Origin of the sequence: Sorangium sp. So ce131, assembly GCF_051519095.1 — a bacterium.
In the GTDB taxonomy this organism is placed as follows: Bacteria; Myxococcota_A; Polyangia; order Polyangiales; family Polyangiaceae; genus Sorangium.
In genome coordinates, this window is the sequence record NZ_CP150455.1 from 7,328,189 (window position 1) to 7,353,990 (window position 25,802).

At 72.2% G+C, this 25,802-nt stretch carries 16 protein-coding genes; 7 read left to right on the forward strand and 9 right to left on the reverse strand.

Features of this window, described 5'->3' with window-relative positions:
* The first annotated feature begins 74 nt into the window (after positions 1–74).
* The 3 genes from WMF43_RS26730 (at position 75) to WMF43_RS26740 (ending at position 4,489) form a co-directional block, all read left to right on the forward strand.
* Positions 75–944 (forward strand): LysR family transcriptional regulator, encoded by an 870-nt coding sequence (locus WMF43_RS26730; RefSeq protein ID WP_437668787.1) that lies wholly within the window; start codon positions 75–77, stop codon positions 942–944.
* Between the two features lie 313 nt (positions 945–1,257).
* Positions 1,258–2,835, forward strand: a complete 1,578-nt coding sequence (locus WMF43_RS26735; protein ID WP_437668788.1) for an ATPase domain-containing protein — start codon at positions 1,258–1,260, stop codon at positions 2,833–2,835.
* Positions 2,828–4,489 (forward strand): hybrid sensor histidine kinase/response regulator, encoded by a 1,662-nt coding sequence (locus tag WMF43_RS26740; protein WP_437668789.1) that lies wholly within the window; start codon positions 2,828–2,830, stop codon positions 4,487–4,489. The genes WMF43_RS26735 and WMF43_RS26740 overlap by 8 nt, the downstream gene beginning before the upstream one ends.
* 51 nt (positions 4,490–4,540) lie before the next feature.
* On the opposite strand, the gene WMF43_RS26745 is transcribed toward WMF43_RS26740, so the two are convergent.
* Positions 4,541–5,836, reverse strand: coding sequence for an ABC1 kinase family protein (locus tag WMF43_RS26745; protein ID WP_437668790.1), 1,296 nt, complete (start codon positions 5,834–5,836; stop codon positions 4,541–4,543).
* 32 nt (positions 5,837–5,868) lie between these two features.
* On the opposite strand from WMF43_RS26745, the gene ybaK reads away from it, so the two are divergent.
* From ybaK to WMF43_RS26760, 3 genes are all read left to right on the forward strand, one after another.
* Positions 5,869–6,351, forward strand: a complete 483-nt coding sequence (gene ybaK / locus WMF43_RS26750; RefSeq protein ID WP_437668791.1) for a Cys-tRNA(Pro) deacylase — start codon at positions 5,869–5,871, stop codon at positions 6,349–6,351.
* Between the two features lie 137 nt (positions 6,352–6,488).
* Entirely contained in the window at positions 6,489–7,331 is an 843-nt protein-coding gene (locus WMF43_RS26755) for a hypothetical protein (RefSeq protein WP_437668792.1), read from the forward strand.
* 77 nt (positions 7,332–7,408) lie between these two features.
* Entirely contained in the window at positions 7,409–9,274 is a 1,866-nt protein-coding gene (locus WMF43_RS26760; protein ID WP_437668793.1) for a protein kinase domain-containing protein, read from the forward strand.
* Here WMF43_RS26760 and WMF43_RS26765 read toward each other — a convergent pair.
* Positions 9,263–9,784: a DUF2243 domain-containing protein gene (locus WMF43_RS26765; RefSeq protein WP_437668794.1), complete on the reverse strand. Its 522-nt coding sequence runs from the start codon at positions 9,782–9,784 to the stop codon at positions 9,263–9,265. The two genes, WMF43_RS26760 and WMF43_RS26765, sit on opposite strands and share 12 nt — an antisense overlap.
* 237 nt (positions 9,785–10,021) lie before the next feature.
* Here WMF43_RS26765 and WMF43_RS26770 point away from each other — a divergent pair, with 237 nt between their 5' ends.
* The gene (locus WMF43_RS26770; RefSeq protein WP_437668795.1) at positions 10,022–10,870 is read left to right on the forward strand and encodes a hypothetical protein; all 849 of its coding nucleotides are present in this window, start codon (positions 10,022–10,024) and stop codon (positions 10,868–10,870) included.
* 124 nt (positions 10,871–10,994) lie between these two features.
* Here WMF43_RS26770 and WMF43_RS26775 read toward each other — a convergent pair whose 3' ends face one another.
* The 7 genes from WMF43_RS26775 to WMF43_RS26805 all read right to left on the reverse strand — a co-directional run bounded on the left by WMF43_RS26775 (position 10,995) and on the right by WMF43_RS26805 (position 25,474).
* The gene (locus WMF43_RS26775) at positions 10,995–11,432 is read right to left on the reverse strand and encodes an HNH endonuclease (protein WP_437668796.1); all 438 of its coding nucleotides are present in this window, start codon (positions 11,430–11,432) and stop codon (positions 10,995–10,997) included.
* Positions 11,429–11,809, reverse strand: a complete 381-nt coding sequence (locus WMF43_RS26780) for a hypothetical protein (protein WP_437668797.1) — start codon at positions 11,807–11,809, stop codon at positions 11,429–11,431. The genes WMF43_RS26775 and WMF43_RS26780 overlap by 4 nt, the downstream gene beginning before the upstream one ends.
* Positions 11,810–12,219: 410 nt before the next feature.
* Entirely contained in the window at positions 12,220–12,582 is a 363-nt protein-coding gene (locus WMF43_RS26785; protein WP_437668798.1) for a hypothetical protein, read from the reverse strand.
* Positions 12,583–12,696: 114 nt separating this feature from the next.
* Positions 12,697–14,118 (reverse strand): MFS transporter, encoded by a 1,422-nt coding sequence (locus tag WMF43_RS26790; RefSeq protein WP_437668799.1) that lies wholly within the window; start codon positions 14,116–14,118, stop codon positions 12,697–12,699.
* A 413-nt stretch (positions 14,119–14,531) separates the two neighbouring features.
* Positions 14,532–16,073: a hypothetical protein gene (locus WMF43_RS26795; protein WP_437668800.1), complete on the reverse strand. Its 1,542-nt coding sequence runs from the start codon at positions 16,071–16,073 to the stop codon at positions 14,532–14,534.
* Between the two features lie 79 nt (positions 16,074–16,152).
* Positions 16,153–24,057, reverse strand: a complete 7,905-nt coding sequence (locus tag WMF43_RS26800) for an SDR family NAD(P)-dependent oxidoreductase (protein ID WP_437668801.1) — start codon at positions 24,055–24,057, stop codon at positions 16,153–16,155.
* A 139-nt stretch (positions 24,058–24,196) separates the two neighbouring features.
* The gene (locus WMF43_RS26805) at positions 24,197–25,474 is read right to left on the reverse strand and encodes an MFS transporter (protein WP_437668802.1); all 1,278 of its coding nucleotides are present in this window, start codon (positions 25,472–25,474) and stop codon (positions 24,197–24,199) included.
* Between the last annotated feature and the right edge of the window lie 328 nt (positions 25,475–25,802).

Here is a 25,802-nt window from a genome sequence, read left to right on the forward strand (position 1 = left end):
GAACGGCGGGCGGGCTCGGCTGTCCAAGACCAGCTGCTTACCGGTTCATAAGGATCGCTTATCATCGGACGTTCATGGACCTGCGCCGGCTGCGCTACTTCGCCGTCCTCGCCGAGGAGCTGCACTTCACCCGGGCCGCCAGCCGGCTGCGCATCGCGCAGCCCGCCCTGAGCCAGCAGATCCAGGCGCTCGAGCAGGAGGTCGGCGCCGCGCTGGTCGACCGCGGCGGCCGGGGGTGCGCGCTCACGCCGATCGGCCGGCTGGTCGCCGACGAGGCCGCGGCGCTGCTCGCGCAGGCCGCGGCGGCGCGGGAGCGGATCGACGCGGCGGTGCGCGGTCAGGGCGGCCGGATCCGGCTGGCGTACACCCGGTCGGCCCGGGGCGGCCGGGTCGACGCCCTCGTCGCCCGCTTCCGGGCCGAGAACCCGTACGTCGAGGTGGTGGCCGAGACCGGCTGGACCGCGCCCAACGTGGCCGGGTTGCTCGCCGGCCGGCTCGACGTCGCCTTCGTGCGCCCGCCGGTGACCGAGCCCGGCCTGCGCTGCCGCTTCGTCGACACCGAGGAGCTGCTGCTCGCGGTCCCCGCGGATCACCCGCTGGCGCAGCGCCGGACGATCCCGCGCGAGCTGGTCTTCGGCGTGCCGGCGGTGATGTGGCCCCGGGAGAACGGCCCCGGCATGTACGACCGCATCGTCGGGCAGGTCTGGCCGCGCGGCGGGTTCAACCTCGTGCGGCACGAGCCCGACGACGAGCAGCTCCTGCGCGCCGTGGCCGGCGGCGCCGTCGTGGCCGCCGTGCCCGCGGGCCGCGCCCGCGCGCTTCGGGTGCCCCGGGTGCGGCTGCGCCGCTTCACCGCGCCGGTGCCCACCGTGGACATCGCGCTGGCCTACCCGGCGCGGGCCGTGAACCCGGCGGTGATGCGCCTGCTCGCCCTGCTGGACTAGGTCCGGACGTCACACGTTCTGGCCAGGGAGCCCGAGAGATTTCAACGCAAAGGCGCAAAGGCGCAAACCAGAATTTCTTCTGTATTTTTGCGCCTTTGCGCCTTTGCGCCTTTGCGTTGAAAATCTCTTCTCTCGCCGTGATCCCTGCCAAGACTTCTGACAGGCGGAACTGGCAGGCGCGCGCCGCCGTTCCCGCGCGAACGCGCGAGACGCGACGGGCGCGGACACGCCGCGTACATCCCCTCTCGCATGGCCGCCCTGGATTTGAGGCGCCCCGCCGGACATGCGCAGTCCCGCGCTCTAGACTGGATCGATGGGGGGAACTCAACCGGACCAAACAACCGCTCTCGACCAGCAGCGGGCAGCCTCCGGCATCGCAGGCCTGGACTCCATCCTGCATGGCGGATTCCCGCGCGAGGAGATGCACCTCGTCCAGGGCGCCTCCGGCACCGGCAAGACCACGCTCGCGCTGCAATTCCTGCTCGCCGGGGCCGACACGGGGGAGAGCGGGCTCTACATCACGCTCGCCCAAACCAAGAGAGGTCTGGAGGCGATCGCCCGCTCCCACGGGTGGTCGCTGGAGGGCGTGACCGTGTACGCTCTCTCGCCCGACGACATCGCGGAGAGCCTCGCCGCTGACCAGACGGTCCTGCGCACGGCGGACGTGGAGCTCGGTGAGCTCACCCGGCAGCTGCGCCAGGTGATCGAGCAGACCCAGCCCCGCCGGGTCATCTTCGACTCGATCGGCGTGATCGGCCTCCTGGCCGGCAGCGCGCCGCGCTACCACCGCGAGATCGCGGTGCTCCGGCAGTTCCTCGTCGCGCGGGGGTGCACGGCGCTGTTCCTCGGCGACTGGCCCTCGGAGAGGGAGCTGGAGAGCCCCCCCAACACCGAGTTTCACAGCCTGGCCGGCAGCGTGATCCACCTAGAGTACACCGCCCCGGATTACGGCGAGGTCCGGCGGCGCCTGCGGGTGATGAAGGTCCGCGGGACCGCTTTCCGGAGCGGTTACCATGACTTCCGCATCCGGACGGGCGGGCTGGAAGTCTACCCGCGCGTGGAGGCGCACCAAGGCGGGCAGTACGACGAGTTCCGGTGCATTCGGAGCGGGATCGCGGCGCTCGACGAGCTGCTCGGGGGCGGGCTGGAGCTGGGCACCGCCTGCCTGTTCATCGGTCCGTCCGGCGCCGGCAAGAGCACGCTCTGCGCGGTCTACGCGTGCGCCGCCGCCCGAGGGGGCGACGCCGCCGCCATGTTTCTCTTCGAGGAGCGCCCGCAGACGCTGAAGGAGCGGTGCAGAGGGGTGGGCATCGACCTGCAGCCTCACGAGGACAGCGGCCGGCTGGCGATCGAGCAGCTCAATTCGGCGGACATCTCCGCGGGAGAGTTCGCGCACCGGGTCCGCGCGGCGGTGGAGGGCAACCGCGCCAGGCTCGTCGTGATCGACAGCCTCACGGGGTACTTCAACGCGATGGGGAACGACTCGGCGAACTCGGTGCAGCTGCACGAGCTGCTCAACTTCCTGAGCGGCCGCGGGGTGCTCACGCTCGTCGTGGTGACCCAGGAGGGCTTCACGAGCGTCGGCGCCATACCGAGCGTGGACGTCAGCTACCTGTCCGACTCGCTCCTCGTCCTGCGTCTCTTCGAGGTAGACGGCGGCATCCGCAGGTGCGTGGCGGCCGTCAAGAAGCGCCGGGGCGGTCACGAGACGACGATCCGGGAGCTGTCCATCAGCGCCGAGGGGATACGTGTCGGCGAGGAGCCGCTGCGGGAGCTCCGCCACATCCTCGGCGGCGTCCCCGAGCCGCCCAGCGCTGGCCAGGTCCGGAGCAGCAGCGGAGGCGTGACGCGGACCGTGGTGCGGCGCGACGAGGGAGGCAGCGGTGGATAACGCCTGCGCCAAGCCGGATACCCCGCCGTGCGACGAGCGCGTCCTGGTGGTGGCGCCGGTGGGGCGGGACACCCCGCTGCTGTGCGAGGTCCTCCGCCGGTGCCGGCTCACGCCCCTCCCGTGCCGCGACATGGCGGAGCTCACGGGCCCCCTGCGGGAGGGCGCGGGGGCGTTGCTGCTGACCGAGGAGGCGCTGGCGCCCGCGGCCATGCCAGACCTCCTCGCGGCGCTGTCCGCGCAGCCCTCGTGGTCGGATCTGCCCGTGGTCCTGCTGGCGGACGCGGTGCCGCTCGCGCGGTCCAACCAGCAGGCCATCGCGGCGCTGCGCTCGGCCGGCAACCTGACGGTCCTGGACCGGCCCGTCCGGGAGCTGGCGCTCGCGACGGCCGTCCAGGCGGCGCTGCGGGCCCGGCGGCGGCAATGCGAGGTCCGCGATCTGGTCGCGCGGGAGCACGCGGCGCGGCAGGCCGCGCTGGCGGCGCAGCAGGAGGCGGAGGGCGCGGCGCGGATCAAGGACGAGTTCCTCGCCACGGTGTCCCACGAGCTCCGCAACCCGCTGAACGCGATCCTGCTCTGGACGCGCCTGCTGCGCAGCGGCCGGGTGAACGCGCTGAAGATGCAGCAGGGCCTGCAGGCGGTCGAGCGGAGCGCCAGGGCGCAATCGCAGCTCGTCGAGGATCTGCTGGACGTCTCGCGGATGCTCGCGGGCAGGATGCACCTGAACCTCCAGGAGGCGGATCTGGCGCAGGTCGCCGGTGCGGCGGTGGACGCCATCCGCCCCGCCGCGGAGGCCAAGCACATCCAGCTCGACGCCGCGTACGACGCCCAGGCTGGCCTCGCGCGCGTCGATCCCGATCGCCTCCAGCAGGTGCTCTGGAACCTGCTGAGCAACGCCGTCAAGTTCACGCCGCCGGGCGGGCGCGTCTCGCTCCGGGTGCAGCGCGGCGGGGGCGAGGTCCGCATCGTGGTCGAGGACACGGGCAGCGGGATCCGCCGCGAGCTCCTCCCGCACATCTTCGAGCGCTTCTGGCAAGCGGACATGACGGCGCAGCGGCGACAGGGCGGGCTCGGGCTCGGGCTCGCCATCAGCCGCCAGCTCGTCGAGCTGCACGGGGGCACCCTCTCCGTGGACAGCCTCGGCGAGGGGCTCGGCTCGGTGTTCACGGTGGCGCTCCCCGTCGGCGCCGTGGACCGGGCCGACGCGCTGGCCGCGGCGGGCCCGCGCGCGGCCAGCGCGGCCGCGGCTGCGCTACCGCTGCACGGGCTCCGGGTGCTCCTCGTGGAAGACGACCCCGACACGCGCGAGGTGATGGCCTACATGCTGGGAGAGCAGGGGGCCGAGGTGACGGCCGTGGCGTCGAGCCAGGCGGCGCTGGACGTGCTGTCGGCGGCGACCGCCGGAGGCAGACCACACGTGCTGGTGAGCGACCTGGGGATGCCGGACATGGACGGCTACGAGCTGCTCCGCCGGCTCAGGGCGATCGAGGCAGAGCGGGGCGAGCCCGCGCTCCCGGCCGCGCTGGTCACGGCCTACGCCCGCACCTACGACCACGCGCGGGCGCTGGCGGCGGGTTTCGGCGCGCACCTCGCCAAGCCGGTCGAGCCGGAGCTGCTCTCCGCGGCCATCGCGCAGCTCGCCAGGGCGGTCGGCTGACGCCGCGGCGGCAGAGCGCGGGCGCACCTGCGCGCAGGGAGGCCCGGCGGCTCACTCGAGCAGCCCCGCGTCGCGCAGGAACGCCGCCTCGACGGCCGCGTAATCCACCTCCACGTCGAGCCGCGCGAGCACCGAATAGAACCCGAACTGGAGCCGGTTCATGAACACCATGCCCGGCGGCAGCTGCACGAAGCCGCTGTCCTTCACCAGGATCTGCTGCTTCATCGCCTTCACCCCCTCCGCGAGGCTGAGCACGTAATCCCTCGTCACCCGGAGCGGCGACCCGAAGAGCGGCTCGAAGCACCGCCGCGAGTAGGCGAGCGCGAGCTCCTCGAACCGCCCGCCGCGCGTGCCCAGGATCCGCGCGGCGCTCCGCGCGAACGCCGCCTCGTCCCTGCGCAGCGCGGCGACGTGCATCGCGCGCGCGTGCTCCAGCCGGGCGCCGTCGATCGGCTCCACGCAGCCGAAATCGAGGAACGTGACGGCGCCGTCCAGGTGAAAGAGGTAGTTGCCGGGGTGCGGATCCGCGTTGAACATGCCCCCGACGAGGTTGCCCTTGAACACGAACCGCCAGAGCGTCTCGGCGTACACGCGCCGGGTGTGCTCGTCGCGCGCGCCGGCCTCCTCGAGGGTCGCGCCGCGCGCGAGCGCGGTGGTGAGCACCCGGCGGCTGGAGCGCGCGCCGATGACCTCGGGGATGCGGATGCCCGGGTCGCCCCGGTGGAGCGCCGCGAACCGCCGCTGCCGCTCCGCCTCGAGGCCGTAGTCGAGCTCCTCGAGGAAACGCGCCTTGACCTCCGCGAACACGCGCTTCGCGTCGAGCGCCTTCGGCGCCACCGCGCCCACCGCCGCCTGGATCATGCCGGCGTTCTCGAGGTCGGCGGCGAGCGCCCGATCGATCCCCGGGTGCTGGACCTTCACCGCGACCTCGCGCCCGTCCGCGAGCGCGGCGCGGTGCACCTGGCCGATCGAGGCGCTCGCGAACGGCGCGTCGTCCCAGGCCGCGAAGAGCTCGCCGAGGGGCGCGCCGAGGTCCTCCTCGACGACCGCGCGGATGGCCTCGGGCGGGGACGTCGGCGCGGCGGCGCGGAGCGAGCGTAGCGCCCCCTCGAAGGCCTCCCGCTGGCCCTCGGGGAGGATGCCGTCCACGTAACTCGCCATCTGGCCGACCTTGGCCGCGAGCCCGCGCAGCGTGCCCAGCACCTCGACCACCTGCTCCGCGGCGCGCTCGGCCGCGGCCTCGCCCCCGCGCGACAGGAGCAGGCCCGCCCCGGTGCGGGCTCCGAGGCCCGCCAGGCGGGCGAAGCGGTTCAGGCGGCCCTCGGGGACCTTCTTCCCTGTCGTCATCGAGGCGAGCCGCTTTTACCATGGACGTGCTCATGAAGACGAACGCGGCACGCATCCTCGACGGGCTCGGCATCCGTTACGAGCTGCGCACCTACGAGGTGGATCCCGAGGACCTGAGCGCGACCACGGTGGCCAGGAAGATCGGCCTGCCGCCGGAGCAGGTGTGGAAGACGCTGGTGGCGCGCGGCGATCGCCACGGCGTCTGCCTCGCGGTCGTGCCGGGCAACGCCCAGCTCGATTTGAAGGCGCTGGCGCGGCTCACCGGGGACCGGAAGGTCGACACCGTGCCGCTCAAGGAGGTCCAGCCGCTCACGGGCTACGTGCGGGGCGGGGTCACGGCGCTCGGCGCGAAGAAGGCCTATCCCGTCTACGCCGACGAGACCGTCGCGCTGTTCGATGTCGTCTCCGTCTCGGCCGGCGTGCGGGGCACGCAGATCCTCCTGTCCCCGGACGACTACCTGCGCGCGACCGGCGCCAAGGTGGGGCCGATCGCCCTCCCCGGCGGGGCCGATTGAGCGCGCGCGCCGCCGGGAACGCGGTATGGTATGCGGTGTGAGCAGCCGTGAGCAGCAGCGCGGTCGGACAGCCGGGGAGGCACCGGGCCCCGCGCGCTGCCGAGCGCCTGGCCGCCGTCCGGGCGGGTAGCGAGGACATGACCCGAGTTGCCTGGGATCCGAGGGAGCTGAGCAGCGCCGAGCTGCGCCGGCGCTGCGCGCGCTGCCGCCCGTGGGAGCTCGGCCTCGGGGCGGTCCAGCTCGCCGCGTCGACCGCCGCGGGCGGCGCGGTGCTCGCCGCGGCCGCCGTCTGCATCCCGGGCCTCGTGCAGTGCATCAGCGTGGGCCCGGCGCTCGCCGCGGGCATCGTCGTCTGGGAGGCGCTCGGGGCGGGGAAGGCGTGGCTGCCCGGCGCGGCGTGCCGCGAGGAGCTCGCCTTCCGCGACTGGCAGGCGGGGCTGTCCCCGCAGGTGGGGCCGCGGACGCTCCGGCGCTGGGCCGAGCGCGCCCTGGCGCAGCAGCCGGCGCCGGACTGGCTGCTCGTGCTCGAGGGCGTCGCGCCCGGCTCCAGCGCGCGGCGCTGGGCCAAGATCGAGATCGCGCGGGCCCCGTCGTCCGCCGCTCCGTTCCGGGCGCAGGCGAGCGGGCGCGCGCTCGTCCGCGGTGACGGGACCGGCGAGGCGGCGCCGCGCGAAAGGCACCTCGCGCCGGACGAGCTCGACGACGTGCTCGAGTCGCTCGCGGCGTTTCCAGACGGCCTCTCGCCAGATCGCTCTTCTTCTTCGCCGCCGCCGCCGGCGGCGCCGCGCGACGCTCCGCCGCCCGCGCGGCGCGGCCGCTGCGATGTGCTGGTCGCGAGGCGGGCGCCGTTCGCCGCGGTGCAGCTGTCCTGCGAGCTCCCGTGGCCCGACGCGGCCCCGCAGGAGCCCTCGGCGGCCCTGCTCCGCAGCCTCGTCCGGGTGGCCTGGCCCGAGGACGGCATCGCCTCTCGCCCCGCGTGAGCGCCCCGCGCCGGCGCTGCGCGCGGCCGGGATGCTTCGTTGCGGCGCGTGGAGCGCTTCGCTAGGCTGCTTTTTGTTTGATAGGCCAGACGCTTGACCGCAAGTACAGGCTCTTGCGCCTCCTCGGCGAGGGGGGGATGGGCGCCGTGTACGAGGCGGAGCACGCGGCGATGCACCGGCGCGTCGCGGTCAAGGTCCTGAACGGCCGGCGCCTCGCCCCCGGGCGCGGCGGGGTGCAGCGGTTCCGCCGCGAGGCGGTGGCGGCGGGCGCGATCGACGACGCGCACATCGTCCAGGTGCTCGACGCGGGCACCGACGAGGAGACGGGCACCTCGTACATCGTCATGGAGCTCCTCCAGGGGGAGGACCTCCAGCAGCGCATCGATCAGACAGGCGCCCTGCCCGCCGACGTGGTGTTGCGCATCGGCGCCCAGGCGCTCGCGGGCCTGCAGCGGGCGCACGAGGCGCACGTCGTCCACCGCGACATCAAGCCGGCGAACCTCTTCCTCGCCGAGCGGCCGGGCGGCGAGCTCACGGTCAAGGTGCTCGACTTCGGCATCGCGAAGATCGTGGCGGATCCGCTGCTCATGCCGCACACCGCGGGGCTGACGAACACCGACAGCTTCCTCGGCTCGCCGCTCTACATGTCGCCCGAGCAGGTGCTGAACAGCCGCGACGTCGATCACCGGACCGACCTCTGGTCGCTCGCCAGCGCGCTCTACTGCGCCCTCGCCGGCCACGCGCCCCACCAGCAGGTCGGCACGGTCGGCAGGCTCATCTTCAGCATCTGCAGCAGCCCGCCCCCGCCGCTCCACGAGGTGGCGCCCTGGGTCCCGCTCGAGGTCTCCCGCGTCCTCCACGGCGCCCTCGCGCTCGAGGTCGAGAAGCGATACCCGAGCGCCGCCGCCATGCTCGAGGCGATCCGCCCGCTGCTCCAGGGCGGCGCCGAGCTCCACGAGTCGATGATGCTCCCCGCGGTCAGCGCGCGGCGGCTCACGTCCTACGCGCCCACCCTCGAGCAGGCGCCGCTCGACGAGGAGGCCGGGGTCGAGGCCGAAGGCGCCGCGGGGAGGACCGATGTCGCCGAGGGCGACCGCGCGGCGCCGGTCGACAGCGAGGCTCCGCGGAGCAACAAGGCCCCTCCGGCGCGCCCGGAGGCGACGCTGGTCGCCGGGCTCGCGTCGGCGCGCCCGGAGGCGACGCTGGTCGCCGGGCCGGCGGCGGCGCGCCCGGAGGCGACGCTGGTCGCCGGGCTCGCGTCGGCGAGCGCCGGGAAGCCGGCGACGGCGGGCGAGGTGCCCTCCGGCAACAAGGAGGTGAATCCGGCCGCGACCCGCCCCGGCGACTCGTCAGCGCCGGTGGAGACCTCGCTCGACGATCAGGGCGCGCCGCGGCGGGCTCCGGGAGCGGGAAGCTCGAGGCGAGCGCGGTGGGCGAGGCCGATGACCACGGCGCTGACCGGCGTGGTGCTCCTCGGCGCGCTCGGCGTCTTCAGGGCCTACAAGGGCCCGGAAGGCCTCCCGTCGCAGGCGGGGAGGACCGGAGCCGCGGCGCCGCTGGAGCCAGAATCGCTGCCCCCGTCGAGCCTGGGGGTCTCCGGCGTGTCGCGAGCGCCCATGGTCGCGCCGGCGGCCCCGTTCCGGCGAGTTCAGCTCGCGGTGATTCCCGGCGACGCCTCGGTCGAGGTCGACTCCAGGCCTGCGCGGGTGTCCGGAGGGCGCGTCGAGCTCGAAGGCGCCCTCGGGAGCGTGCACCGCGTCCGCATCTCCAAGGGCAAGGAGCAGAAGCAGGTCGATATCTTCATCACGGAGCTCGGCGCACACCCGCCGAAGGTGGAGCTCCGGAGGGTCCCGGCCCGCCCGACGAAGGCCACGCGCCCGCCCGCAGCGCCGCCAGGGCCGCCCGACGAAGGCGCACGCCCGCCGCTCCCCTCATCCGGTTGACAGCTGAGGCGCCGCACCGCGAGGCGCTCCCCGCATCAGGCGTAGCCCGAGCGCGAGGAGCAGGGCTCCGAAGGCGAGGAACGCGAGATCCCACCCGAGCTGACCGGGCCCTGGACGGACATGGTGAATCTGGAGGAGGTGATGGTCGATCACCCCCTCGACGAGGTTGAACACCCCCCAGCCCGCGGCGGCGGCGCCCGGGAGGATCCGCCCGGGCAGAGGGTCTCCTCCGGCGCGCAGGGCGCGCCAGAGCTTGCCGACTCCTGCCACGGTGAGGCCGAACGCGACAACGCTGAACAGGCCGTCCGCGACGATGTTCCTCCTCACGTCGTCGATCGTCGCGCCCGGGTGGCAGCTGAAGCAGATCAGGTGGTGCCACTGGAGGAGCTGGTGAAAGAGGATGCCGTCGATCAGGCCGCCGGCGCCCATGCCGAAGAGCACGCCCGCCACCTTCACGGCGCGTGACGTCCTCGCGGCGACACCGGTATCGAACGGGCGGGCTTTGCTCATGATCGCCTCCGCGAGCGCAGCCATGCGAGCGCCAAACCACGGTTGAGCGCCGCGGAGGACGGAGCGCCCGGGCGGAGGCTCGATGCGGGCTCCCTCCCGCCGGCCTACATCCGGCCCTGCGATGGTGGTGATCTCGGCGATGTCAACTGGCCAACTCGCCCTTGGCATGGAGTTGGCACATGGCTCGGCATCCCACGTTTCGCTGAAATCATCGAAAGGTACCCGATGGAGAATCCAATGAACCCGGAACGCGCCGAAGCCACGTCGGAAACGGAGCACCAGGGTGGCCCGAAGCCGGTCCCCTACACGTACCATGATGGCCGCGAGGACTACCTCCATGTCGGCCGCCAGGAGGGCGCGCCGGACGACCAGCCCGAGGCGATCGTCCCTCGCTTCGAGGCGACGCCTTCTCCTGCCCCGGGGACAGCGCTGCCCCCCGAGGCGACGGCGCTGCCCCCCGAGGCGACCGCCATGCCGCCCGGCGTGACGCCTGGAGCCGCCGAGGCAGCGCGTTCGCCAGCGACGTCGGCGGCGGCGCCACCCGAGGCCACGGCGCTGCCGCCCGAGGCCACGGCGCTGCCCCCGGAGGCGGCGCCCCGGTCGCCCGAGCCGCCGCCGCGCGCGGCGGCGCAGCGCCCTCAGGAGGGGGACAGGATGCGCGAGATCGTGACGCGCGGGCTGCGCACCGGCGCCGTGATGACGGCGGCGACGATGTGCACGATGATGGCAGCGTCGACGTTCAAGCGCGGGTCGCCCTGGGCGTCGATGAACGCCATGGCGACGGCGGTCGGGCTCGGGGGGCGCCGCGCGAGCGACCGGTTCGACCCGGTGGTCACGCCCGCCGGCGTCGCGGTGCTCGCCGGGGGCCTGCTCGTGTGGGGCATCGGCTACGAGAAGGCGCTCGAGGCGACCCGGCAGCGCAGCAGCGCCCTCACCGGCGCGCTGTCCGCGCTCGGCGGCTTCCTGTTCGACGAGCTGGTCTTGCCCGACCGGCTCATGAAGAACTTCCGCGACAAGATGGGCGTGCTCGGCACCCTCAGCAAGTACATCGCCCTGGGTGTGGCGAGCGCCGCGGCCCCGCGGTGAGCACGCAGGACGCCGGCGGGACCGCGCCCGGCTCGGCGTGAGGCACACGTCGCGAGCCGGGCTGCCGGGTTGGGCGCTGTTCTCGTCGGCGCTCGGGCGACCGCCTGGCTCGCGTCGCTCGAGGTCATCCGGCGCGGCCCTGCGGCGGATGGACACCGGTCGCCGCCCAGTAACGACGCAGCTCCACCATCACGGCGCGATTCATCTGGAGAGCCGCCACGGTCGTACGCCCGCTGGCTGTGCACCCGGCGACGAGCGTCGCCCCGTCACGCCACTCGAAGTGCTCCTCCCAGACGTCTTGGATGGGATGAAAAAGGGGAGAGCTCTCTCCGGTTGCCGGATCCGCCGCGTGCGTGCGCGCCGCTTTGTGGCGATTGCACGTCGGGCAACAGAGGCAGAGGTTGTCGAGCGTGGTCGTGCCACCCGCGAAGCGAGGCACGACATGGTCGATCTCGAACGTCACGCCCATCAGGCTCTCGGCGCAGCGGCAGAACGCGCACCGGCCGGCGTCGCGAGCGAGGATCAGCTTTCGCAGCCGGACGGGAATCCGGCCGGCGGTCACGCCGCAGCCGTGCGGTGGCGCCCGAGCTGGGCGAGCGTATAGGCAGCCCTGGCCTTCAGGAGTGCGATGCGGTCGGCCTCCTCCAGCAGCGCGTCGAGCTCCTGCCGCTCGCTCTCCCCGAGCTCACCCCGGGTGTTCTTGCGCAGGAGCGCCCTCATCCGTCGCTGGCGTGCAGGGGCGACCACGGAGCTGGACAGCGCCACGAGCTCCGTCTCGCTCATCCCGCGCAGCGCCTCGATCCCGGGCTGTCCGGACGGCTCGCCGACAGGCATCGCCGCCTCACGCAGGAGCGTCTCCGCGAGCTCGGCTTGCGCCTTCCGGGGCAGGCGCCGCGCTGCGGCAAGGATCTCCTCGAGCTTCAAGGGGTCCGGCCTCATCGCGGATCATGGTACCACGGGATCGCGCTCCGGCTCCTCCATCCTGCGCGCCGCCTGGTCGCCGCGAGCCCGGCGCCGGGCGCCTCCGCGTCGCGCTCACGGCCTCACCTTCTCCGTCACGGCGCGCCCGCCGTCGGCCACCCCCGAGAAGGCGACGTGCTCGACCCCGAGCGGCCATCGCAGCTGCACGAAGACGCTCTTGAGCTGCGCGCTCACCCCCGCGATGCGGGTCGACGCGACCGCCCTGCACCCGCCCTCGCGCCTCGGCAGGAGTCCTGGCAGGGATCACGACGAGAGAAGAGAGATTTCAACGCAAAGGCGCAAAAACAGAGAAAAATTCTGCTTTGCGCCTTTGCGCCTTTGCGTTCGAATCTCTCGGGATCCCTGGCCGAGACTCGTGACGCTCGGAACTAGCCCCCGGCGGACGTGCGCTCTCCCGCGCTCTGCTCCACGTGCTGCGGCAGCGCGCCCGCCGGCCTGGCCTCCTCCGGCGGACCGTCGCTCGCCTCCGGCTGCTCCTCCGGCGACGCCCCCGCCGCCGCGCCGGCGCCGGCGCCGGCGCCGGGGTCCCTCGACTCGAGGGAGCCCGCAGGGCCGCCGCGACCGGACTCTTCGTACGGGCCGCCGCCGATCGTGCCCGGCGCGCGCAGCTCGGCGTCCTTCGGGTGCGGCCCGTCGAGCCGGAAGATCCCCTTCGATTGATCGACCTCGTCGACGCGCCCCTTCCCCTGCGCCAGCGGCTCGTCGCGTCGCTCCTCGTCATCGCGCCCCATGGTTTCCCTCCCTCGCCCGGCGCGCGGTGCGCTCCCGGTGCACACGCAAGCGTCAGGTATCGCCCGCTGCGTGCATGCGAGGTGCCGGCGCGCCGCTCACGCCTGCTGCGCCGCTCACGCCGGCCGCGCCGCCCGCGGTTCCTCCGCGGCGCCCTTCCCCGCCCCGCCCCCCTGCCCCCCCGCGAGCCTGTCCACCGCGACCGGCTGCGTGAGCTGCTCGGCGGGCGTCCCCGCGGCCATCTGCTGGGCGATGATGAGCTCCCGCGCCTGCTGCCGCAGCAGAGGCAGCCGCCGCGCGAACACCGCGGCGGCGACGATGCAGCAGACGCCGCCCGAGGCCACGGTCGCGGGCGCGCCGATCCGGTCCGCCAGCGAGCCCGCGAGCAGCGCGCCGAGCGGGGCCATCCCCATGAACATCATCGCGTAGACCGCCATGACACGCCCGCGGAGCGCGTCCGGCACCATGGCCTGCACGAGCGTGTTCGAGCCCGCCATCTGCACCATCATCGAGAACCCGACGGGCACGAGCAGCAGCGCCGACAGCCAGAAGGTGCGCGACAGCGCGAACAGGACGAGCGCCGCCCCGAACCCCGCGCAGGCCGCGGCGACCCACGCGCCGAGCCCCCGGAGCCGCTTGCGGCCCGCGAGGACCAGCGCCCCGAGCAGCGCGCCGATGCCCGACGCGCCCATCAGGGTGCCGAGCCCCCGCGCCCCGCCGCCGAGGATCCGGTCGGCGAAGATCGGCATCAGCACCGCGTACGGCATCGCGGTGACGCTCACGACGCCGAGCAGGACGAGCAGCGCGCGGATCGCGCCGGTACGCGCGACGAAACGGAAGCCCTCGGCCGTCGCCGCGAGCGCCGACGGGCGCGGCCCGGCGGGCGGCGGGCGGGGCGGGACGCGCATCGCCAGCAGGCTCGCGATGACGGCGAGGAAGCTCACCCCGTTCGCGAGGAAACACCACGCCTCGCCGATCGCGCCGACCAGGACGCCCGCCACCGCGGGGCCGATGATGCGCGCGCCGTTGAACATCGACGAGTTCAGGGCAATCGCGTTGGCGAGGTCCTCCCGGCCGACCATCTCGACCACGAACGACTGCCGCGCCGGGATGTCGAAGGCGTTGACCGTGCCGAGCATCACGCCGAACGCGAGGATGTGCCAGACCGCGATGTGCCCGCTCAACGTGAGCGCGGCCAGCCCGAGCGCGAGCACCATCGCCGCCGACTGCGTGGCGACGAGGATGCGGTGGCGCCTCCGCCGATCCGCCACCGCGCCGCCGATCGGGGCGAGCAAGAAGACCGGGATCTGCGTCGCGAACCCGACCGTGCCGAGCAGCAGCGACGAGCCCGTCAGCCGGTAGACGAGCCAGGACTGGGCGACCGACTGCATCCAGGTGCCGACCAGCGACACGAGCTGGCCGGCGAAGAACAGCTGGTAGTTGCGGTGGCGCAGCGCGCGCAGCAGCGACGGGCCGGAGGCAGCCGCCCGCCCCGCGCCGCCCCCCGGCGCGCCGCCTCGGCCGTCAGGCGGCGCCATGGCCGCCGCGGTTCTCCCGCCGATCGATCGTGGGTGGCCAAAGGTATGACAAGGAACCCATCTCGCTGTGGTCCTCCCGGGTACCTCCTAGAGACGACGGGCCGCCCTGGCCACCCCGCAGCTCGCCTCGCTGCCTGCGCGAGGCCGCTGGCCAGCGGCTGGCCCGAATCTGCCGCTCCCGGCGGGGCGTGCGCTGCGGCGGCGCGTCGCGACGAGCCCGTCGGCGCGCGCCGGAGCGGGCCGAGCGGTGCGGGGGGAGCCGCGGCGAGCCGGCGCGGAAGCAGAGCTACTTCGCGGAAGGCCTGCTCGTCCACGATCGGTCGGACGCGGCGCCCGGCCCGGCGCTCGACGCGCGGGCGTGACCTCCGCGCCGGCGCGCGCCGGCGCGGCGTGAGCCCGCCTTCGCCTCCGGTTCAGCGAGACGACGCGGGCAGGCTGGCGCCGTACCAGGTCGTGGTGATCTCGGGCCAGTCGCCGACGACGGCCACGTCCTCGTGAGCCGGCTCGTAGCGGTACTGCTCGATGACCTCCTCGGGCCAGACGCGCCCCTGCGTCTGGTGGCAGGTCTGGCACGTGATGGTGTTCGGACCCCATCTGTGCGACTTCAGCAGGAAGTTCGTGGGATCGTCGCCGGGATCGCCGTTCGCGTAAAGCGCGGCGATCGCGGTCAGGTTGTCCTCGCGGTGCTCCCAGGCCTCCTGCCCCAGGAACCAGGACTCGTACCCGAAGTCCATCGAGACGTCCCACCTGGCGCTGAGCAGGCCTCGAGCGAGATCCAGCTGTCCGACCTTGAGCGCATAGTCCACGGCGCCGAGGAGGAAGGACAGCCGGTTGAACGTCATCTTGGGCCGATCGATGCAGGAACGCACGCCCGGGAACTCCGCGCAGTGCTCGAACCCCTGCATGTAGGCGCCGAACCCCTCCGCGAGGTTCTCGGGCTCGTCGAACATCATGAGGCCCACGCTGGCGCTGTGGAACGCGCGGTTGATGGACAGCCACAGGCGGTGCTCCGCGTCGAGCGCGCGCACCGCCTCCGCGTCGCCGTGGACGAGGGCCAGCCAGCGGCGGGCCGGCACTGCCCATCCGCCGAGGATCGACGACAGACGGAACTGCGGGTTGCTCTCGGGATCTTCCAGCCAGGCATTCTCGACGACCTCCGCCATCTCCACGGCCCGCACCACGAAGTAGCTGCTGAGCAGGAAGCTGTAGAGGATGGTGGGGTCATTGTAGGGAGCCTCGCCGCCGACCCAGATGTTGGACGCCCCGAGGTAAGCGTTCGTCGCCAGGTTGTTGGGCTGCCGGATGAACTCGCTCAGCAAGCTGTCGACCGCGAGGTGGCGGTTGCCTTCGTGGTAGTTGAAGGCGTCGATGAAGAAGAGGTGCGACGGGAGGTTCTCCTCGAGCACGGGCGTCAGGTAAGGCTTCTCGACCCGGCGCAGCCGGGCCTCCGCCTCGCCCAGGGCGTAGGTGATCCATCGCTCGCCGGCGCCAAGGTCGACCGCCCGGTGGAGGAAGTACGAGGCATAGATCCCGTGCTTCACCTGGTCCGTGGTGACCCCGCGCCTCCCCGGCTGCGACCTGAGGAAGTGGTAGGCGCCGAGGATCCTCGCGAGATCCGCGTCGCCCGGATCGTCGAGGTAGGCGTTCAGCAAGATCCTCTCGTACGACGGGACGGGCTGTGCCGACGTGACCGGGATGTACGTCTCGTAGTCGGACAGCGAGCCTGTCGCGTCAGGGTCCTCGTTGCTGATCGGCTCGAGCTCCAGGTCGAGCTCGCTCAACCGACCCGCGAGGCCGCGGAGAGCGCTCGTGACGTCATGATCTCCTCCGCGCGACGATCCGGCCGCGAGGTGCGGCGCGGCGAGCTCGTGGACGGAGAGCGCTGAGGGCTCGGAGTAGGCGGCGCCCGAGGACAGCACCAGCGCCAAGAAAGGACCGAAGGATGAGTAACGCATGGCTCCTCTAAGGGTATGGCGGTGAGATCACCGATGTTGTCATCCGAGCTGCCGGGGCGTCCGGCAGCTCGGGCTGGCTTCACTGCACGGCGAGCTGGCGAGCGGCGCGGCTGCTGCTCGCCACGCGAGCGGGGGCTTCGGCGGCGGCGCCGGGCAGCGCGCTCGCCTCGCCCTCTGCGACCCGCGTCATCAGCGAGATGAAGTCCTCGGCGATCGAGGTGATGGTCTCCTCGCGGAACCTGTCGCGATGGTGGGCGATCGTCACGACGATGCGCCCCTCGTGCCGGAACAGGTGGACATAGAACGCGAGGCGCACCTCGTCGGCCGGCTTGCGCACGTGCTTGCCGTGCGCGTCGCCGATCCCCTCGCGCGCGAACCGGAACCAGCTCTTCTCACCAGCCTCGCCCGCGTACTCGGTCAGATCGAAGTTGAACCCGACCTGCGGCGCGTACCGCTCCTCGATCTTCTCGCGGACCTCGGCGCTCCGGTTCACGAAGCGGAGGGCGCGAAGCCCGATCCCGGCGTTCGGCACGCCGAGGCGCTGCTCGCGGACGGCCGCGATCTGCTCCAGCGCGGGCTTGCCCTGCGGGAGCTCGAACAGGACGGCCCCGAGCTCCGAGATCTGGCCGAAGAGCTCCGGGACCTCGACGTCCGGGAATACCCCCGTCCGCGCGTGGGTGGTGAGCTCGACCCAGAGCGACTCGGCGCCGGTGAGCCTCGAGAACGCCTTGACGAGAGCGTAGGTCCCGAGATCGGTGAGCTCGACGTTGTGGGCGCGGCAATACTCGTTGATCCGCTCTTCCGTGTCGCGCTCGAGCGTCGTGTAATGGACGCCGTAGTCCTCGATCCGCCGCTGCCCGCTCGGCGTCTTCTCGTCCGCGATCTCGCCGCGCCGCGCCCTGTCGATCGTGGCCAGCCAGTACGGGATCTGGCGGACGGCCTCGCCGTGCGCAAAGTCGTGCATCCGGCGCGTCCAGTCGAGCAGCGTGTAGGACTTGACCGGCAGCCTCACGGCCTCGCGGTTCAGCACCTTGAGGTAGATGCTCGGGAGCTGGCCCGCCAGGAGCCGCTGCGACCAGCCGTCCGAGATGTAGTGGTGGAAGACGAGGAAGAAGCGATGGGGGTTCTCGTCGTCGATCTGGTAATAGGCAGCGCGGTACAGCGGGTCGCCGCGCCTGAACGTGAGGCTCTTGTGGAGCTCGTTGTTGAGCTCGGTCATGCGAGCGACGCCGGCCTCGTACCCGAGCCCTCGCAGATCGTGCTCGACGATGCGCACGCCGTCCCCGAGCGGCATGATCTCGGCCTGCATCCCGGAGTCGCCCGGGAAGACCTGGGCGCGGCAGCCGTCGTGGTGCGTGAACAGGATGTTGAGCGCGGTCCGCAGCGCCTTCCGATCGAACATCGACGCGTCGATCTCCAGCATCGCCCCGACGTTGAAATGCTCGGTGTGCCCCTCGTGCATCCAGTGGAGCACCGACGTGTTGAGCGCGGGCAACCGGCCGTTGACCTCGCGGTTCACCACGACGTCCGGCGATCCGGGATCCCAGTACAGCTCGTCTCCGCTCTCCGCCGTGTCCCGCACCTTCAGCTGCTCGGCGATGCATTTCGCCATGGCGTCGACCGTCGGGTGCTTCTGGACGAGCGTCGCCGACAGCTTCATTTTCAGGGCGCCTTGCAGCCGGCTCACGAGGTCCATCGCCATGAGCGAGCTGACCCCGTAGTCGAACACGTTCGCGCCGCGATCCACGCCGCTCGCGGACTCGAGGCCCAGCACCGCGGCCAGCTGCGCGCTGACCTGATCCGCGAGCAGGGTGAGCTGCTCCGCCGCGGGAGCCGCGCTCAGCCTGTCCACGAAGTCGGCCTCGGCGCCCGCGGCCGAGGCGCCGAGCAGGCTCCGGAACACGGTCTTCCGCGCCGGATCGAGCTCGTGCTTGAAGACGGAGGACCAGTCCACCTCGAACACGCCCGCCTGCGGCGCGTGCCAGCTCAGGAGCCGCGCCATCGCCGAGAGCGCGGGGGACGCGTCGAGCGCGGTGAGCCCCGCCTCCCTCATGCGGCGGATATCCCTCTCGTCCAGGTTCGCAGCCATGCCCGAGCCGGCCCACGGTCCCCAGTTGATCGACAGCGCCGGCTTGCCGAGGGCCCGGCGGTGGTGCGCGAGCGCGTCCATGAACGCGTTGGCCGCGGCGTAATTGCTTTGCCCTGCCCAGCCGATGACCGACGCGATCGACGAGAACAACACGAAGAGATCGAGGTGCGCGGCCTCGGTCTGCATATGCAGGTTCCACGCCCCCTTGATCTTCGGGGCGAGCACGCGCGCGAAGCGCTCCTCGCTCTGGCCCGCGATCATGCCGTCGTCGAGCACCCCGGCCGCGTGCACGACCCCGGCGAGCGGCGGCAGGCGCTCGGCGATCGCGCCGAGGACACGCGCCACGTCGGCCGGCTCGGCCACGTCGGCCCGCATCGTCGTCACGACCACGCCCTCTGCCCGCGCCGAATCGATGGCGGCGAGCGCGCTCCCGGCAGGCTCGCTCCGCCCGATGAGCACGATGGAGCGGGCGCCTTCCGCGACGAGCCAGCGCATGACCTCGAGCCCCAGCCCGCCCAGCCCGCCTGTCACCAGGTAGGTGCCGCGAGGGTTGACGACGGCGCGCTCGAAGCCCGGCGCCACCCGCTGGTCTGCGCCGTCGAAGGACAGGGTGGCGGCGCCGCTCCCCTCCTCGCCTCGAACGTACGAGACGAGCGCGTCCGCCTCCGTGCTCGCGAACGACCTCGCGCGGATCGGATCGAGCGCGCCGCGGTCGGCCATCTCGCACAGCTCGCGCAGCATCTGCCCGCACAGGGCGGGGTTCTCTGCGAGGAGGACGTCGAGATCGACGCCGCGGTACGTGATGTTCCTCGCCACGATCTGCTCGAGGACGGCCGAGCTCGACGGGATCGGCGCTCGCCCCAGCTCGACGAACCGGCCCATCGGCTTGAGCACGGCCAGGGTCTTGCTCACGAGCTGCCCGCCGAGCTGGTTGAGCGCGACGTCCACCCCGCGCCCCCCGGTCGCCGCCAGGATCTCGTCGACGAACGTGTAGGTGCTCGAGTCGACCACGACGGCCACCCCCAGCGCGCGGAGCCTCGCGCGCTTCTCCGCGGTCCGCGCGGACGCGAACACCGTGGCCCCCGCGCGTCGCGCGAGCTGGATGGCGGCCAGCCCGACCGCGTCCGCGCCCTCGTGGACGAGCACGCGCTCGCCCGGCTGCAGGTTCGCGATGTGCGTCAGCGCATAGTGGGCCCTGAGGTACACCGCCGGCAGCATCGCCGCCTCGTCGGCGGACAGGCGGCGCGGCTTGGGGACGAGCAGCTCGCCTCGCGCCACCACGTGCGAGGCGAGCCCTGGGCCCGCGAACCCGACCACCTCGCTCCCCCGGGCGAACACGCGCGCTCCGGGACCGGCGTGCGTCACGACGCCCACGCAGCCGAAGCCGGGCTCGAACGACAGGGGGCTCATGCCCTCGGCCTGCGCCCCGATCGCGCGCTCGATCTCGCGCTGCGTGACGGCCGCGCGCTCGACCTTCAACGTCACGGCGTCGAGGCCTGGCTCGGGCAGCGCGAACGACAGGGCGATCAGCCGGCGCCCGTCCGCCGAGCTCGGCTTGCTCGCGATCCGGAACGGGCGCCCCTGGGCCGGCAGCCGCGGTTGCTCGGCGTACTCGCAGAGCTCCGCCTCGCCGAGCTGTTTCAGGCGATTGCAGTAGATCGCGCCCGGTCGCAACGCGATCTCCTGCTCGTACTCGCCGGCGAGCAGATGAATGACGAGCTCGGCGACGAGGCTGTCGTCGGCGTGCGCGGCCAGATCCACCAGCGTCGTGGCGTGGGCCGGGAACTCCGAGGCGAACACGCGGGCAAAGCCCCACAGGGCGCCCTGCGCCGGCTGCGGCGCCGGATCGGACGCCTCGATCTGGTGCGCTCCCTGGCTCACGAAGTAGACGGGCGGAGGGCTGCGCCACGACACCCGGTCGAGCGCCTGTGCAACGAAGAGCGGCACCACGGCGGTGTCGCGGCAACTCTCGAGCACCTCCGGCGCGGTCAGCCCCTCGCACGGCCGCCCGCCGAGGCCCCGCAGGTAGAGGATGCCACGGCACGTCGCGGCGCACTGCTCGAGGATCGGCAAAAGGTCGTCGCTCGATCGGATCTCTCCGGGGATCCCGCGCGCCTCCGCCGCCGGAGAGCCGAGCGCCGGGATGACAAGCACCGACTGCCCCCGCCGCTCGAGCTCCCTGGCCACGCGCGGCCCGACGCCCGTCCCGTCGCCGAGGAGGATCCACGTCCCTGCGCCGGCGACGGCCCCGCCGTCCTCCGGGCGCGCGTCGGCCCGCTTCTCCCAGCAGAAGTGATACAGGAGCGACGCGGCGTCGCCGGCGCTCGCGTCCTCTGCACGCGTCGCCTTCAGCTCGATGCCGCGGGCCTCCACGGTGATGGTGCCGTCGGGATCAGCCAGGACGACGTCGCCACGCATCACGCCGGCGCCGCGGTGGGTGACCGTCGCGTAGGAATAGGAGTCGTGCCGCGGCCGCCGGTGGTAATGCAGCGTCGCGATCTTCACGGGCAGGTGGCTGGTATCGACCCCGGGGAGCAATGCCTGCAACGCCGCGTCCATCAGCACCGGATGCAGCAGGTAGCCCTCGCCCTCCGCGGCCCAGTCCTCCGGTACGGAGATCTCCGCCAGGATCTCGTCCCTGCTGATGACCCAGGCGCGCTGTACCGCCTGGAAGTGCCCCTGGTACGACAGGTCCATGCGGCGGCAGTGCTCGTAGAAGCTCGCCTTGTCGAGGGGGGAGGGGCAGCGGGCGCGGAGCTCCGCCACCGGCACGCGATCGGCGGGCGCCGCAGGCTCGATGTCGACCATCACGGCCTCGCTGTGGACCATCCACTGACCTGACTGCGCGTCCAGAGCGCTGATCACGAGCGAGCTCTTGTCGGCTCCCACGCTGCTCTCCAGCCAGGTCGGCCTGTCCCGGTGAAGGAAGAGCGCCCGCTTGCACTCGATGTTCTCCAGGGTGATCCGAGGGCGGCCGTACTGCTTGCCGGCCAGGGCGAGCGCCATCTCGATGTAGCCAGCCCCAGGGTACACTGGGTCTCCGTCGACCTGATGATCAGCCAGGTAGGACTGCTCCCCCAGATCGATCGCCTGCTGCCAGATCGGCGAGCTCGAGCTGAGCTTGCCGCCGAGCAAGGGGTGACCTGCCTCCGAGAAGCCGCCGCGGTGACTCACGTTCTTGATCCGCGCGCGCCGGATCTCCTCGGGCTCGTTCCAGTACTTCGCGTGCTGCCAGGCGTAGTTCGGCAGGGGCGAGAGCCGCCCTGCGCCGGGGTAGAGCCGCCGCCAGTCCACCTCGTGGCCAGCGACGTGCAAGCTCGCCAGCGCGCGGGCCATCATCGCCACGTCGTCCTGATCGCGCTTGAGCGTCGTGGCGACCGCCCCCTCCAGGCCGCTCCGGGCGAGGTTCTTCTCGATCGACGGGGCCAGCGCGGGGTGAGGGCCCACTTCCAGGAACATCCGCACCCCGTCCCGAGCGACAGCGTCGATCGCCGCCTTGAACAGGACGGGATCGCGCACGTTGCGCGACCAGTACTCCGGGCCCCAGTCGCCGGCGCGCGTGAGCTGCCCCGAGACGGTCGAGTAAAGAGGCGTATGAGGTGTCCTGACCACGATCTTGCCGAGCGCCTCGATCAGCGGCGCCTTCAGCCGGTCCATGACCGGGCTGTGGTAGGGAACACCCACCTTGAGAAACCGCGCGAAGACCCCCTCGGCCTCCAGCCGCGCGGCGATCGCCGCGAGCGCCTGCTCGTCTCCCGCGAGCGTGATGGCGTCGTCGCTGTTGATCGCCGCCACCGAGACCTTGGCCTCGAGGCCCGCGAGGTACGCCGGCAGCCGGGCCTCGCTCACGCCGACGGCGAGCATCTTCCCCATCCCCTCCGTCGTCGCCTGCAGGCGGCTCCGGTGGTAGACGACGTGCACGGCGTCCTCGAAGCTCAGCGCTCCTGCCACGTACGCGGCGCTCACCTCACCGGCGCTGTGCCCGACCACGGCGCTCGGCGTGATGCCCCAGGTCTTCAGGAGCTCGCTCAGCGCGACCTGCACCGCGAAGATCCCGGGCTGAGCGATCGCGGTGTCGGCGATGCCGTCCTTGTCGCCGGCAGCGAGCACCTTCTCCAGCAGCGACCAGCCGGTGTACACCTCCAGGGCGCCGCTGCACCGCTCGAAGGCCGCCCGGAACGCGGGCTCCGCGCGGTAGAGCTCGCGCCCCATGCCCGCCCACTGGGTCCCCATCCCCGAGAACACGAAGCCGATCCGCGCGCGATCCTCCGTGGAAGCACGGCCGCTCACGCAGGACGGCGACGGGCGGCCCTCGACGAAGCTCTCGAGCCCTTGCTGGAGCTCCGCCACGCTGGATCCCGTCACCGCCAGGCGGACCTTGTGGTGCTCGCGCCGGACCGCCGCGGTGTAGCAGATGTCATGCAGCTCGGAGCGGCCCGCGTCCCCGCCGTCCGCGACCGCGGCCGCGGTGGACGCGAGGAATGCCGCGTACCGTCCGGCGAGCTGCTTCAGGCCCTGCTCGGTCTTCGAGCTGACCACCAGCACCTTGGCGTGGCCGTTGACGACGGGCGCCTGCGTGGCGCTGCGGTCGGCTGCTTGCGGCGGCTCCTCCAGGACCACGTTCGCGTTGGTGCCGCCGAACCCGAAGGAGTTGACGATCGCCTTGCGCGTGCCGCCCTTCGTGTCAGGCCACGGCAGCCGAGAAGCGGCGACACGAAGCTTGAGCGCTTGCAGATCGATCGCCGGATTGATCTCGTGAAAATGTAGATTGCCCGGGATGACGCCGCGTTTCAGGGCGATGACCGTCTTGATCAGCCCGGCGATGCCCGCCGCAGGCTCCATGTGGCCGATGTTGCTCTTGACCGAGCCGATCACGCACGGGTCCGCGCCGTCGCGCCGCGCGCCGAGGACGGCGCCCAGCGCATTGACCTCGATCGGGTCGCCGACCGCCGTCCCGGTGCCGTGCGCCTCCGCGTACTGGATCTCCGCGCCGCCGATGCCGGCGCGCTCGAGCGACCGCGAGAGGAGCGCCTGCTGAGCATCGCCGCTCGGCACCGTGATGCCGACGGTATGACCATCCTGGTTCACCCCAGACGCCTTGATGACCGCCAGGATGTCGTCCCCGTCGCGCTGCGCGTCGGACAGCTTCTTCAGCAGGACGACGCCCGCGCCTTCGCTGCGCACGTAGCCGTTGGCCGCCCTGTCGAAGCTCTTGCACCTCCCGTCGGGCGACAGCATCGACGCCTTGCAGAGCGCCATGGTGATCTCCGGCCGCAGCAGGATGTTCACGCCGCCGGCCACCGCCAGCTGGCAGTCGCCGTCGAGGAGCGCCTTGCACGCCATGTCCAGCGCGACGAGCGACGAGGAGCACGCCGTGTCGAGCGTCACGCTCGGGCCCCGGAAGTCGAAGGCATACGAGATCCGGTTGGACGTCAGGGTCATCGAGGGGCCGGTCGCGGAGTGGCTGTTCATCAGGCTGTGGGCCCTCCCGTCGAGCTGCAGCTGCTCGTAGTCGTGCATGAACTGCCCGACGTAGACGGCCGTGTCGCTCCCTCGCAGCGCGCGGGCGCTCAGGCCGGCGTTCTCCAGCGCCTCGTACGTGAGCTCGAGCAGCCACCGGTGCTGCGGATCGATCTGGTTCGCCTCCGCCGGGGAGATGCCGAAAAAGAGGGGGTCGAACAGGTCGATGCCCCCGATGAACCCGCCCCGGTCGACGTACATCCGGTTCTTCTTGTCCCGATCCGGATCGAAATACGCCTTGCTGTCCCAGCGGTCTTCCGGGACCGGAACGATGCCGTCTCCGCCGGCCATCAGGAAATCCCAGAACGCCTCGGGGCTGTTCGCTCCTCCTGGGAAGCGACACGCCATACCGACGATGGCGATATCGCTGGACATCTTGATCCGATGCGTCAGATGACTCGAATTTTTCATGGACTCCCCAGATTCGGTCGTCGCTTCGAATGGCGCTGCTCGACCGCTGGCCGCGCATTCGGGCCGGCGGTCCTCGTGGGTGGGCGCGGGCGTCCGACGGCTGTCATGACGCCGGAACGCGGACGGTCGCCTGCGGGTACGCCGGAAGATCCCCCATGCGACGGACACGCGGGATCAGCAGGCCGACGCCGGAGACGGCGGCGATGACCAGCCCCGCGCCGCTGATCACCTGGCCGACGGACGTCGCGTCGATCAGGTACCCCGCGATGGTCCCCGAGAGCGGGGCCAGGCCGTAGAGCGCGAACATGACGAAGCTCATGACCCGCCCCATGTACTCGGGGGGCGTCCGGGTCTGGAACCACGTGGTGCCCGCGACCATGGTGAAGCCGAGCCCCCCGCCCAGGAGGAGCAGCAGGGCGCCCGCGGCGACCCCGCTGTCCACGCGGCCGAGCGTGGTGAAGGCGATGCCCGCGACGAGATCACAGCAGAGCACGATCGCCCCGAGCCGCCTGGCGCTCGGCTTCGTCAGCGCCGCCAGGATCACCCCGAGGATGGTCCCGCAGCCGATCATCGAATAAAGGACGCCGAGCCCGCGCTCGTGCATGCCCAGCGTGAGCTTGGTCAGGAGCGGCAGCCCCACCATCAGGGGCCCGTGGAGGAAGAAGGAGACGAGCACGAGGTACCCGATCACCAGCCGGATGCCCGTTTGCCTCCAGCAGAACCGGACGCCCTCGCGGAGGAGCTCCAGCACCCGCACCGAGGGCGACGGCGCGACCGCGACCTTCATGAAGGACATCAGCACCACGGCGACGAGCACCAGGCTGGCGTCGACCGCGAACGCCGCGGCGATGCTCGCCGGCTCCGGGCTGCCCTCGGCCACCCCGCTGAGGCGCCGGCTGAACCAGAGCAGCCACCCGGCCAGGATCGGCCCCACCATCTGGGCCACCTGCAGCGTGCCCATGATGACGCCGTTCCCGTGCCCCAGCTCGGACGGCTTCAGGATCGCGGGCAGGAGCGACTGGCTCGCCGGCACGCCCACGGCCCCCAGGGTGCCCAGGACCACCGCATAGACGGTGAGCAGCCACAGCGGCACGAACGAAAGCCACGTCAGCACGGCCAGGCTCGCCATGACGAGGACGAACGCGATTCGGCTCACGAGGAGCGTCCTCATCGGAGAGAAGCGATCCGCGAGCCCGCCGCCGGCGAGGATGAAGAAGCCGTTCGAGATGCTGCCCGCCGCCAGCACCGTCGTCATGCTGATCGGGTCGTCGTTCGCGATGGTCAGCACCAGCCACGGCAGCGCGATCGTCGTGAAAAAGCTCCCTATTTGCGAGAACGCGACACTCGCCCAATGCAGCCTGAAATTACGATTCTGTAACACAGGACGATCTATGCCTTGTGGACCACCAATAAGCAAAACGACTCGATATGTCAAGAACCATTCGCGGCGGCGGGAGCGACAGGACGCGACAGGACGCGACAGGAGATATCGTGGGTGAATCCGCTAGGGCGGCAGCTTTCGCTCCCATCTGCTCTTGTCGCCATGCTGGCGGGAGCAGGTTTTGGACGGCGTCCCCTCGGTGTCGATGGCTCTCGCAACACCCCGGAAATACTGCTGCACATCCGGCGCGCTCGCCGGGAAAGGGCCGCCCGCCGATCCCGCTGTCCAAGCGAGCTCCTTGCGCGCGTTTCGCTTGAGAGCGCCCCGC